Source organism: Lawsonibacter celer, from assembly GCF_014281125.1.
Taxonomy (GTDB): domain Bacteria; phylum Bacillota; class Clostridia; order Oscillospirales; family Oscillospiraceae; genus Lawsonibacter_B; species Lawsonibacter_B celer.
Genome location: NZ_JACOEA010000001.1, coordinates 1 through 11,697, shown reverse-complemented (window position 1 = coordinate 11,697; position 11,697 = coordinate 1). Strand labels below are relative to the sequence as shown.

The 11,697-nt window shown below is 58.7% G+C and carries 14 protein-coding genes and 1 rRNA gene; 8 read left to right on the top strand and 7 right to left on the bottom strand.

Translation table 11 applies throughout. From position 1 onward, the window contains the following. Nucleotides 1-30: 30 nt before the first annotated feature. Nucleotides 31-597 carry a DUF3793 family protein gene (locus H9Q75_RS00075; RefSeq protein WP_186564141.1) on the top strand — a complete coding sequence of 189 codons (567 nt, stop codon included), beginning with the start codon at nucleotides 31-33 and terminating at the stop codon, nucleotides 595-597. 36 nt (nucleotides 598-633) lie between these two features. Continuing rightward, the gene (locus H9Q75_RS00070) at nucleotides 634-1,065 is read left to right on the top strand and encodes a flavodoxin (RefSeq protein ID WP_186564140.1); all 432 of its coding nucleotides are present in this window, start codon (nucleotides 634-636) and stop codon (nucleotides 1,063-1,065) included. Between the two features lie 132 nt (nucleotides 1,066-1,197). On the opposite strand, the gene H9Q75_RS00065 is transcribed toward H9Q75_RS00070, so the two are convergent. Beyond that, nucleotides 1,198-1,593, bottom strand: coding sequence for a metal-dependent transcriptional regulator (locus H9Q75_RS00065; RefSeq protein ID WP_186564139.1), 396 nt, complete (start codon nucleotides 1,591-1,593; stop codon nucleotides 1,198-1,200). Between the two features lie 198 nt (nucleotides 1,594-1,791). On the opposite strand from H9Q75_RS00065, the gene H9Q75_RS00060 reads away from it, so the two are divergent. From H9Q75_RS00060 to H9Q75_RS00035, 6 genes are all read left to right on the top strand, one after another. Continuing rightward, a complete protein-coding gene (locus H9Q75_RS00060; RefSeq protein ID WP_186564138.1) occupies nucleotides 1,792-2,004 on the top strand; it encodes a FeoA family protein in 213 nt (70 codons plus the stop codon). A 51-nt stretch (nucleotides 2,005-2,055) separates the two neighbouring features. After that, nucleotides 2,056-2,277: a FeoA family protein gene (locus H9Q75_RS00055; protein WP_186564137.1), complete on the top strand. Its 222-nt coding sequence runs from the start codon at nucleotides 2,056-2,058 to the stop codon at nucleotides 2,275-2,277. A gap of 100 nt (nucleotides 2,278-2,377) precedes the next feature. Then, entirely contained in the window at nucleotides 2,378-4,552 is a 2,175-nt protein-coding gene (gene feoB, locus H9Q75_RS00050; RefSeq protein ID WP_186564136.1) for a ferrous iron transport protein B, read from the top strand. A gap of 45 nt (nucleotides 4,553-4,597) precedes the next feature. Then, nucleotides 4,598-4,747, top strand: coding sequence for a FeoB-associated Cys-rich membrane protein (locus tag H9Q75_RS00045; protein ID WP_186564135.1), 150 nt, complete (start codon nucleotides 4,598-4,600; stop codon nucleotides 4,745-4,747). A 78-nt stretch (nucleotides 4,748-4,825) separates the two neighbouring features. Further along, nucleotides 4,826-5,185 (top strand): metal-dependent transcriptional regulator, encoded by a 360-nt coding sequence (locus tag H9Q75_RS00040; RefSeq protein WP_186564134.1) that lies wholly within the window; start codon nucleotides 4,826-4,828, stop codon nucleotides 5,183-5,185. Between the two features lie 602 nt (nucleotides 5,186-5,787). Further along, on the top strand, nucleotides 5,788-5,973 hold the full coding sequence (locus tag H9Q75_RS00035; RefSeq protein ID WP_186564133.1) for a hypothetical protein: 186 nt from the start codon (nucleotides 5,788-5,790) through the stop codon (nucleotides 5,971-5,973). Between the two features lie 62 nt (nucleotides 5,974-6,035). On the opposite strand, the gene H9Q75_RS00030 is transcribed toward H9Q75_RS00035, so the two are convergent. From H9Q75_RS00030 to rrf, 6 genes are all read right to left on the bottom strand, one after another. Beyond that, on the bottom strand, nucleotides 6,036-7,127 hold the full coding sequence (locus H9Q75_RS00030; protein WP_186564132.1) for a DUF2812 domain-containing protein: 1,092 nt from the start codon (nucleotides 7,125-7,127) through the stop codon (nucleotides 6,036-6,038). After that, nucleotides 7,120-8,442 carry a DUF2812 domain-containing protein gene (locus H9Q75_RS00025; protein ID WP_186564131.1) on the bottom strand — a complete coding sequence of 441 codons (1,323 nt, stop codon included), beginning with the start codon at nucleotides 8,440-8,442 and terminating at the stop codon, nucleotides 7,120-7,122. Before H9Q75_RS00025 ends, H9Q75_RS00030 begins: the two co-directional genes overlap by 8 nt. Next, complete coding sequence (locus H9Q75_RS00020) at nucleotides 8,439-8,762, bottom strand: PadR family transcriptional regulator (protein ID WP_186564130.1); 324 nt, start codon at nucleotides 8,760-8,762, stop codon at nucleotides 8,439-8,441. Before H9Q75_RS00020 ends, H9Q75_RS00025 begins: the two co-directional genes overlap by 4 nt. A gap of 139 nt (nucleotides 8,763-8,901) precedes the next feature. Continuing rightward, nucleotides 8,902-10,626 carry an ammonium transporter gene (locus H9Q75_RS00015; RefSeq protein WP_186564129.1) on the bottom strand — a complete coding sequence of 575 codons (1,725 nt, stop codon included), beginning with the start codon at nucleotides 10,624-10,626 and terminating at the stop codon, nucleotides 8,902-8,904. A 198-nt stretch (nucleotides 10,627-10,824) separates the two neighbouring features. After that, nucleotides 10,825-11,520: a DNA/RNA nuclease SfsA gene (gene sfsA, locus H9Q75_RS00010; protein ID WP_186564128.1), complete on the bottom strand. Its 696-nt coding sequence runs from the start codon at nucleotides 11,518-11,520 to the stop codon at nucleotides 10,825-10,827. 64 nt (nucleotides 11,521-11,584) lie between these two features. Next, nucleotides 11,585-11,697 (bottom strand): 5S ribosomal RNA (gene rrf, locus H9Q75_RS00005); the annotation flags it as partial.

Genomic DNA, 11,697 nt, shown 5'->3' with positions numbered 1-11,697 from the left:
ATAACTAACCATCTGCAAAGGGAGGTGCACATGGAACACAGCTTTGAAGCGATGCTGGTAGAGCACTGCGCCCCCACCTTAGCCGGAATTAAGCCTGCAAGCCTGTTCCGCTTCCAGGCGGAGAGTTTAGACCTTATCCGACATTCCGTCCAGGTGTGGGACCAATGCTTTGAGCCAAAGGGTATCCGGGTGCAGGTCTTAATGGAGTGCCCGGGCAGCTCGGTCGGCATCATTTATGTCTACCGTGAGAAGTGGGTCATGCATCTGTTGGCGGAAGAATCCCGAAGCACATTTCTGGAACAGATGGGGTATCGCACAGGCTCTGCCGGTGAAATGCTGGCACAGTTATCCAGACGACTGTGCCTGGAAGCGGAATATCCGCATGAAATTGGCATTTTCCTGGGCTATCCGCTACAGGATGTGATTGGCTTTATCCAAAACAAGGCCCGAAACTTCACCTGCTGCGGCTACTGGAAGTGCTACGGCGATCCTGTGGCGGCCCAGAAATGCTTTGAGCGATACCGGATCTGTACGCAGATCTATAAAAAGCGGTACGCGCAGGGAACCCCGGTTGTTCAGCTGGCGACAGCTGCATAATATGAATTCTATTTTCGATTAGAAGGAGACAACACGATGAATAAAGTTGCAATCGTCTACTGGAGCGGCACCGGCAACACGGAAAAAATGGCCTTCTGTATTGCTGAGGGTGTGAAGGAGGCTGGCGGGGAAGCCGTTATGCTCGCGCCCGGCGCGTTTTCCGCCGGCAGCTTTAGAGATTACGGCGCCGTAGCTTTCGGCTGCCCAGCTATGGGCGCCGAGGTTTTGGAGGAGATGGAATTTGATCCCATGTTTACCTCCCTGGAGGGGTCTCTCTCCGGCAAAAAAATTGCTCTTTTCGGCTCCTACGGTTGGGGCGACGGGCAGTGGATGCGCGACTGGTGCGAGCGCTGCGAAAGCGCGGGCGCCAATCTCTTTGACGCAGAAGGCCTGATTGCGAATGAAAGCCCCGATGACGATGCTCAGGATGCCTGTCGGGCACTTGGCCGAAGCCTGGCGCAGTGGTAAGTCCCCCTGCAGAATGATACCTCCATCTCGTTTTACCTCTGAGCGGCATGGACTCCGCTTAGAAGCAGCCTTTTCCCCCCACAGTACAGGGGCCCGACCGGACAAATCCGGCCGGGTCCCTGTACTGTGGCATTACGTTTCCGCTTCTGATCCGCTGATGATCCCCTGTGCTTTGGAAAATGCCACAATCCGCGCAAAGGACTCTGCACTGATGTCATGCTCGATCTTACAGGCATCCGCCGAGGCGGTCTCCCTGCTGACCCCCAGGTACTCCAGAAATTTCGACAGCAACCGGTGACGGGTGTAAATACGCTGGGCGATCTCCAGCCCCGGCGGCAGCAGGGCGATATACCCCTCCTTGTCCATCTCAATATAGCCGTTCTCCCGCAGGCGCTTCATCGCCACGCTGACACTAGGCTTTGCGTAGTTCATCTCATGGACAATGTCAATGGAGCGCACCAGCCCCAGACGCTCCTTCAAAATCAGAATCATCTCCAGATAATCTTCTGCGGATTCGTGAATTTCCATAAAATATCTCCTCCAGTCTGACCCTGTTTTTACAAGGTTATCATAAACTAACCCAATTTGCAAGAAAATTCAAAAAAGGGTATTGACAAAGCTGGTTAGGCGCAGTAAACTCTAGATTGCAAAATGTGGTTAGTAATTTCTAACCGTTATTTTTTAAAATATAGTTAGCTAAAGCTAATTTTTTACGGGAGGATGCCTATGATGCCGCTGACAATGGCAAAGACTGGCGATACCGTGATCATTCGGAAAATCACCGGGAAGGATGGGGTGCGCCAGCACCTGGCTGAGCTGGGGTTTGTCGTTGATGGGACAGTGACGGTCGTCAGCGAAATCGCCGGAAACCTGATTCTTCAGGTAAAGGACAGCCGAATTGCGCTGGACAAGACTATGGCGAACCGCATTATGATCTGAGTGTATCCAAAATTGACTCACACCAATACAACTTTGAGGAGGAGAGGGCGTATGAGAACACTGAAGGATGTGAAGGTTGGCGAAAACGCCACCGTGGTGAAGCTGCACGGTGAGGGCGCCACCAAACGCCGCATTATGGACATGGGCATTACCAGAGGTGTGCAGATCCATGTTCGGAAAGTGGCTCCGCTGGGCGATCCCATGGAGCTCAATGTCCGCGGCTATGAGCTGTCCGTGCGCAAGGCGGACGCCGAGATGATTGAAGTTCAGTAAAAGGGGTTTACAGCGTGTTGGAGTTCCAAGGGGCGGCCGTCTGCCGCTTATTTTAAGAACAAAAGTTAGCTTTTGCTAATATTTGAGGAAGGAGAGAATTATGGCGATCAAAATCGCACTGGCCGGCAACCCGAACTGCGGCAAAACCACTCTGTTCAATGATCTGACCGGCTCCAACCAGTACGTGGGCAACTGGCCCGGCGTCACTGTGGAAAAGAAGGAGGGCAAGCTGAAGGGCCACAAGGATGTGGTCATCCAGGACCTGCCCGGCATCTATTCCCTGTCCCCCTATACGCTGGAGGAAGTGGTCGCCCGCGGATATCTGGTCAATGAGAAGCCGGACGCCATCCTGAACATCGTGGACGGCACAAATATTGAGCGCAACCTTTACCTGACCACTCAGCTGATCGAGCTGGGGCTGCCGGTGGTGGTGGCCGTCAACATGATGGATCTGGTCCGGAAGAACGGCGACAAAATTGACCTGGACCGGCTGGCGGATGCACTGGGCTGCGAGGTCATCGCAATCAGCGCTCTGAAGGGCGAGGGCGGCATGGCTGCCGCGCAAAAAGCCATGGCTCTGGGCCAGGCGAAAAAGGCCGGCGAGCTGCCCCATGTGTTTACCGGCAGTGTGGAGCATGCCATTGCCCATATCGAGGAATCCATTCAAGGCAAGGTGGATAACCGCTATCTGCGCTGGTACGCCATCAAGATTTTTGAGCGGGACGACAAGGTCATGGCGGAGCTGAACCTCCCCGCCGAGCTGAAGGCCCACCTGGAGGAGCATATCGCCGACTGTGAGGCGGAATTAGAGGACGATGCCGAGAGCATCATCACCAACCAGCGCTACGCCTACATCAACACAGTGGTCTCGAAAGCGGTCAAAAAGCAGCGCGCCGGTCACGACCTGTCCACCTCTGACAAGATTGACCGGATCGTGACCAACCGTGTGCTGGCCCTTCCCATCTTCGCGGTGATTATGTTCGCCGTGTACTGGGTCGCCATGGGTCCCCTCGGCTCCTTCCTGACGGACTGGACCAATGACGTATTGGGCAGCGCGTGGCTCACGGACGGCTCCCGCGCCCTTTTGGAGGGTCTGGGCTGTGCCGAGTGGCTCACCGGTCTGGTGTCTGACGGTATCGTCGCCGGCGTGGGCGCGGTGCTCGGCTTCGTGCCCCAGATGCTGGTGCTGTTCCTGATGCTGTCCATTCTGGAGGACATCGGCTACATGGCCCGTGTCGCCTTCATCATGGACCGTATCTTCCGTAAATTCGGTCTGTCCGGCAAGAGCTTTATTCCCATGCTGATCGGCTCCGGCTGCGGGGTCCCCGGCGTCATGGCCTCCCGCACCATTGAGAATGAGCGCGACCGCCGCATGACCATTATGACCACCTGTTTTGTCCCCTGCGGCGCCAAGATGCCCATCATCGGCCTGTTCGCCGGCGCGATCTTCGGCGGCAGCGGCTTGGTGGCTGTATCTGCCTACTTCATCGGCGTGGCCGCTATTGTTGTCTCCGGTATCATTTTGAAGAAGACCAAGGGCTTCTCCGGCGATCCCGCGCCCTTTGTTATGGAGCTGCCCGCCTACCATAAGCCCGCCGCTGGCAATGTGCTGCGTGCCACCTGGGAGCGCGGCTGGTCCTTCATCAAGCGTGCCGGCACTGTAATCGTCGCCTCCTCCATCGTGCTCTGGTTCCTCCAGGGCTTCGGCTTCACCGAGACCGGCTTCGGCATGGTAGCCGACAACAACGACTCCATCCTGGCCGCGATCGGCGGCGCCATCTGCTTTATCTTCGCGCCCCTTGGCTTCGGCGACTGGCAGTCCACCGTGGCCACGATTACCGGCCTTATCGCCAAGGAGAACGTGGTCTCCACCTTCGGCATCCTATTCCAGATCGGTGAAGAAGTTGCGGAAGACGACGCCGCCCTCCAGGCGGCCGTAGCGCTCCACTACACCGGTATCTCCGCCTACAGCTTTATGGTGTTCAACCTGCTGTGCGCCCCCTGCTTCGCGGCCATGGGCGCCATCAAGCGCGAGATGAACAACGCCAAGTGGACCTGGGCCGCGATCGGTTATATGTGCGGCTTCGCCTACCTCATCTCCCTGATGATCTATCAGTTCGGCAAGCTGTTCACCGGCGGTGGATTCGGCATCGGCACAGTGGCCGCGATCATCGCCCTGGTCTTCCTGCTGTATATGCTGTTCCGGAAAAACAAGTACACAGGCGATGAGCTGACCCTCAGCGCGGTAGACGCCGCCAAGGTCGGCGCCCGCTGACACATCTGCCCAAGCAGGCACACATTTTGAAAGGAGCGAGACGCTATGAATCCTCCAACACTGATCGGCGCTCTCATTATTTTCGGTATCTTTGCGGCCATTGTGGGGCGGAGCATCTACAATCACAAGCATGGCAAGAGCGGCTGCTCCTGCGGCGGTGACTGCGGCTCCTGCAGCGCCTGTCACAACAAATAAAAGCACTTGCAAGGCGGGGCGTGGGCGGATCAGTCCACGCTCCCGCTTTCTTGTAAGTGCCACCGGGAGGAAAGGCCCATGGAACAACTCAGCGAGGCGCATCTTCGCTATCTGATGACCATTTATGATCTGGCCCACACCACGCTGGATGTTCGGGCCGCCGAGGTTGCCAAAGTCCTGCAGATTACCAAGCCGTCCGTGACCAAAATGCTGGGAGTGCTGATGGACAAGGGCTTTTTGGTGCGGGAGCGGTACGGAAAGATCTATCTGACAGATAGCGGGTTTCTTCTGGCAAAGGAGTTCAAGAAAAGAGTGGCGCTGCTTCAAACCCTCATTCCTAAAATGGGGCTGGCACTGTCGGAAGAAGAGCTCTCTCTCACCGCAGGCCTTCTGGCCGCCTCGCTTCCCGAGCACGCCTTTTCAGCGCCGGGCGCATAAAGCGGGGCGTACTGATTACCCTCTGACCGCACAGGCAGAGGCCCCGCTCGAACAACAGGCTGAATCCGCTTGTACCGGATAGGAAGCACGCGCTTTGGAGGGAGAACACAAAAAAGCAGGAATTCCATCGGGCTCCCAGAATGGGATTCCCGTCATGCCGGGGGCCGTGTTCCACATCCGTAGCCAAAGGGAATGCCCGGCGCTTTCCGGCGGCATGGACCGGCTGAAGATTGACTATTGTATGGAGGGACACGCCGCCTGGACCTCTCCGCAGGGTGTTAAAGAGCGGCTGTGCCGGGGTGATTTCGGCGTCAATCTGCCGGTTGGTCCGGATTGGAGCGGGCTGTGCCGCCCATTTCACTCATACGCGGCCCTGACCAGGGCTGTCCGTGATTAAAGCTGCTGTAACTTTTGTTTTCACTGCCATTGGGTTGGCGGCAAGTGTTTAATATTATGCTCATGGTCATAAGTTTTTGTTATAACTTCCAGCGCGGTCATTCCATAACCACCAGGTCAAGCAGATCGTTCTAGACAGCGCAGACATTGTCAGGGAAATCGCGGATATTACGATCTTCTCGGACCATCTCTTTGATCTGGTCCTGTTGAAAATGATTGCCGACGGCCTGCTGAAGCGGACCCAGGCCAATTACCGCTTTGTGATCGGCTTTAATGCCGGTCTGATGGCCCTAGGTGTAGCGGGTGTTCTCCCCCCGGCCATGTCGGCCCTGCTACACAACCTGTCCACCCTGGGCATTCGCTTGCACAGCATCACCAATCTGTTGGAATAACCCCTGTTCTCCCCTTCTGTGACCAATGTGAGGCGGCCTTACCGGCCGCCTCACGTTTTCTTTTATTCCTCCAGCTCCAGCCGGTCCAGCAGATCCTCCAGTCCGGTCAGCCCCTCCAGGGAGGCAGCACACTCCACCCGGAGAGTACGGCTCCCCTGCCGGAGGATCAGGCCGCTGCGGTCCCCTGCGGCATAGGTCCAGGCTTCGTCAAAGGGCAGGTCCGCCCGCTGAGGGATCACCGCGCTGTGGAAGTGGGTATCCAGCCGCTTCTCCTCCCCCTCATCCTCCACCAGATCCCGGCAGATCTGCTCCGCCAGCCAGGGAAAGCGGCAGTCATAGTCCTCCGCGTAGAGCCAGTCCCGCTCGTTGAAGCGGCGGTACTCCGTGTGCCGTGCAAAGACGGACACGGTCTCATACCGCATCAGGCCGCCCAGGTCCCCGCTGCGCTTTTCCTCCCCCACGCCGGTCAGGGCGCTGAGGAGCACTGCGGCCAGCAGCGCTGCGGAAACCAGCCCCAGCATCCCCCGTACCCGGGCGCCTCTCCGGCCGGGCACCGGGAAATCCTCACCCGCCCGGGCCGCACGGCGGCAGCGCCCCCGATAGCGAAGCACATACGCGCCACGGACCAGGTCCAGCGCCGTCCAGGCGGTCAGGAACAGGAGCATACGCATTGAGGCGTTGCTCAGCAGCACCTCCCAGGGATGAAAGCCCTGCCCGACAAAGCGCACCACAAAATAAACGGCCCAGAACAGGGTCAGGAAAATGAGGTTATAGGCCCGGTCCCACAGGGCCTTGCGCAGCACGCTCTCCCACTCCACCGCGCCGTCGGTCTGGATGGGAGCGGGATGGGCGCCTTTTTTTCCCCGGAAATAGAACAGGTCGCGGCTCTCCTCCACCAACTCCCAGCCCGCCTCATCGCACAGCTCCAGATACTCCGCCCGGCTGTTCTCGTCCTTGCGCCGGACGCTCTTCCAGCGGGATGACTCCACCCAGCAGCGCCTGGGCTGTTCCGCCCGTCGGAACTTGGCGCAGAGGAGGCCCAGCTCCTCCAGCTCCCAGCCCTGGTCGGCCATGCGGTCCAGCTCCGCCTGGGCCGCCTTCACATCCTCCGCCGCATAGCGAAACCAACGCCAGCAGGTCTCCTTTTCACCCATGGGTCCCATCTCCCTCCAGCATGGCCAGCGTGTCCTCCAGCCACGTCTCGTCCAGGCCCTCCAGTCCGTGGGTCTGCACACGCAGGACGGTGTTCCCCCGGCGGATGACCCAAAGGTCCTCTTTGGGCCCCGTCTCCGGGTCACCGCCCAGGTCGGCCCGGGCCAGCCAGACCTCCTCATAGCCCACCAGCGGAGTTTGACAGCCTGTACCCAGCTCCGCCCGGCAGTGCTCCGTAATCCAGTTCGCCAGCCTGGGGCCGCGTGTAGTCCACATATCCCCCCACAGCCGGCCGTCGTCCCACCCCCGGTCCTCACCCTCCCGGGTCACTTCCCACCAGCGGGTATGGGCGGCCACAAGGGATGCCTCTGTCTCCGGCCCATAGGTCTGCATCGACTCGGGCAGCATTTGGATCTGCTCCACTGGCCCCTTCACATGGAAACTGTCCGTCAGTTGGTCGGGGAGCAGCACGCCAGCCCCCAGGCCCGCCAGGGACACGATCAGCAGAACCGCCGCACCCCGCCGCCGGCGCTGATATTCCGCCCCCTGGCAGCGGAGCAGGACCAGAATCGACCCCAGTGCAAACCCCAGCAGCAGCCCCAGGTTCAGGCGGCCGCCGATCAGGTCCAACCCGATCCCCCACAGCAGAACCGCCGCGTAGAGCCAGCCCAGCAGGCAAAATCCGGAGGCCAGGGCCGCGCTCCGCCGTCCCGGCGTCGGAAAGGGCCGCCCCTCCCGGGCCGCACTGCGCCACTGGATCAGCCGCAGGAGCATCCGCCCCAGCCAGAGCATACCTCCCAGCGCCGGCAACGGCAGCGTGAGCAGCAGGATGGCCGTCAGATCCGACCGGCACAGGGCCGTCGCTACATTCTCCCACTCCCACCAGCCCGGTCCCCCCGTCTGCGACCGGGCCAGCGCAGACAGGAGCAGTACGAACACCAGACAGCATGCCAGGGGCACCACGCCAAGGACCATGCGCCGCAGGACCTTTTTCCGGAAGCGCAGGTATTCCAGCCCGCTGTCCGTCTGAATGGGGGCAGTGCCCTCCGGGGCCTCATAGATGTTCCGGTAGGCAGTCTGCTGGCGCCAGGTCCAGCCGGCCTCCTCGCATAGGGCACGGTAGTTCAGGTCCTCCCGGTTGGGGTCGCACCAGTCCACGCAGTATTGGACTGGCCGCCGGGCCGGCACAAAGGAGGCCAGCAGGCCCAGCCACACCTTTTCCAGCCGCCACCCCACCGCGGCCCTGCGGTTGAGAGCCGCCTCGGCCGCTTTTATATCCATCACCGGATAGGCGAACAAGCTCCAACTGCGTTTCACAGCCCTTCCTCCTCTCTCAGCGCCCGCTCCATATCCTCTGCCTGGCGGCGGAGCCGTTCATACTCCTGATGAAGCGCATGTTCCCCCTCCGGCGTCAGGCAGTAATATTTCCGGGCCTCCTCGGTACGGGTGCGGTCAATCAGTCCATCCTTTTCAAACCGGTCCAGCAGGGCGTACAGCGTGCCCGCCCCCACATTTACCCGCCCGTCCGTCAGCTGGGCGATGTACTGCATCACCCCGTACCCATGCCGCTCCTGCCGCAGAGCCAGGAGCACATAGTACATCTGCTCGGTCAGAGTATCCAGCTTTTTACGTGCCATGTGCCCCGCCCCCTTTATATCGAATATCGCTATAATTATAATATAGCGATATTCGATATATGTCAATCCCCATTCCGGCTGCACACACAAAAAGGCCCCCGGAGCGTAGGCTCCGGGGGCCTTTGGCACATCTGTTTCCCTATTCCTCGCCTTGGAGTGCATCATAGCCCTCCTCACCAGTGCGCACCTTGACCACATTTTCAACGTTGTAAATAAAAATCTTACCGTCGCCGATCTTACCGGTATACAAAGCCCTTTTGGCGGCTGCAATTACCTGGCAAACCGGCACCTTGGATACCACAATATCCACCTGGATCTTCGGCAGCAGATTCATCGACATCTCGACGCCGCGGTAATACTCGGTCCTTCCCTTCTGGATACCGCAGCCAAGCACCTGGGTGACGGTCATGCCGGTGACGCCAATCTCGTTCATCTGGCTCTTAAGATCCTCAAACTTGGCTTGATTACAGAGAATTGTAACTTTGGAAAGCTTGACGTCAGAGGCGGAAATGCCGCTGGGTGCGGACACAACCTGAACCGGAACCGCCTGATCGATTGTCGCCTTTTTTTCAGAGGATTCAACCGTCGGCGCAGGATAGGCGCTCTTCCCCGACACGCTGGTCATGTTGGTGTTCTGCACAAAGTCGGCATAGGCGCTGGGCAGCCCGTGCTCGTGGATGTCCAGGCCCTCCAGCTCCTCCTGGGCGGAGGCTCGCAGACCTATTGTATGCTTTATAACGGTAAAAATAATGGTCATGGTAACTGCCACCCAGGCAATTACGCTGAGCACACCCAGGCACTGAATTCCAAAAAATCGGAACCCACCTGCGTAGAACAGGCCGCCGTCCACCGCAAACAGGCCGGTCAGCAGTGTGCCCATGGCGCCGCATACTCCATGGACCGAGATGGCGCCCACCGGATCGTCAATCTTGAGCACCTTGTCAAAAAATTCTACTGCCAGGGGGAGCACAATACCGGCACAGATTCCTATAATGGCGGAACCCCCGATGGAAACCATGTCGCAGCCTGCGGTAATTGCAACCAGTCCGCCCAGGGCCGCATTAAAGGTCATCGACACATCCGGCTTTTTGAAGCGGATCCAGGTAAAAAGCATCGTCGTCATACAGGCCACAGCGGCCGCCATGTTGGTGGTGCAGAAGATAGAACCGGCGGCCACCAGAGTGTCGTCCCCGGTCATGGACACGGTGGAACAGCCGTTAAAGCCGAACCAGCAGAACCAGAGGATAAACACGCCAAGGGCTGCGATGGAGAGATTATGGCCCAGGATGGCTCTGGGCTTGCCGTCCCGGCCGTACTTGCCGATCCGGGGCCCCAGCATTCTGGCGCCGATCAGAGAGGCCACACCGCCCACCATGTGGACCGCAGTAGAGCCGGCAAAGTCGTGAAAGCCCAGCTGGGCCAGCCAGCCACCGCCCCAGATCCAGTGTCCCGAGATCGGGTATACCACAGCGGAAATCATCAGTGAGTAGATGCAGTAAGAAATAAACTTGGTCCGCTCCGCCATGGCTCCGGAGACAATGGTGGCCGCTGTGGCACAGAACACGGTCTGAAAAATCAGGAAAGCCAGCTTCGGCACCCCCTCCGGCAGGATGCCGGCATAGTCGCCCAGGACAAAGGGATCAAACCCGCCGATCAGCGCGCCGGTGCCGGCGAACATGATCCCGAATCCCAAAAGCCAATAGATGGGCGTGCCGATACAGAAATCCATCAGGTTCTTCATCAAAATATTTCCCGTGTTTTTTGAACGCGTAAAACCCGCTTCGCACATCGCAAACCCCGCCTGCATGAAAAAGACGAGCGCCGCGCCCACCAGGACCCAGATGGTATTAACCGCTGAATACATACAAATTCCTCCCTCAAATACCAAAGGACGCTCGCTCCGCCTTCACTGGCGGAACGAGCGTCCTTGCTTGATGTGGGTAGTTTACAAGAACATTTGCGAAATGTCAATCGTCTCTCTGCATTTTCATCCCTTTTACGGAATCAGGAACAGGTATGCCATCCATTTTATGCAATTTGCATGTCCAAATTATTCATTTCCTCACCCCAAGCACACAGGTAACGGGCCCGCAAGTTCCAGCAGATCCGCCTCCACATGGCATTCTTGGGCAAGAATTCTGACCCCCTGCTCCGCCGCGTGCCGAAGCGCCGCACCGAAGGCCGGATGGGTCCGGTCGTTGGGGGAAAAATCGCTCATGCCAGACATCTGGACCACAAAGCAGATGCAGGCCTCATAGCCCTTCCGCTGGCAGGCGATCAGCTCTTCCAGATGCTTGACCCCCCGCTGGGTGGGGGCGTCCGGGAAACAGGCGCGGCCGTGCTCCTCCAGGGTGACCCCCTTCACCTCCACAAAGCCCTTCCGCTCCCCTGCCTCAAAGTAAAAGTCAAAGCGCGAATTGCCCCACCGGCATTCCGGGCGCAGCAGAGTCAGCCCCGGCAGAAACTGTCCCGCCAGCGCCCACTCCTGGAACACCCGATTGGGGGCCTGGGCATCCATATTGATGAGCAGCGTCCCCCGCTCCGTCGCCTTTTCCACCGCGATCAGGTCGTATTTGGTCTTGCGCTCACTCTTATCCGCTTCTTCTAGGTAGACCACCGCACCCGGAAGCAGCAGCTCCCGGCAGCGCCCTGTGTTTTTCACGTGGCATACCGTAGGCACACCGTTTAACTCCACCTGTGCAACAAAACGGTTGGGGCGCTCTAAAAAAACCGCGCGATGAATGTTGTAATAGCGCATATATACCCACACTTCCTGCATATCCATAAAAAAAGCGGACAGAATTTCTCTGTCCGCTTTTTCATGTTGGCGTTACCTATCTTTCCGGCCCGTCTCCAGGCAAGTATTTTCGGCGCAGGTGAGCTTAACTTCCGTGTTCGGGATGGGAACGGGTGGACCCTCACCGCAATCAACACC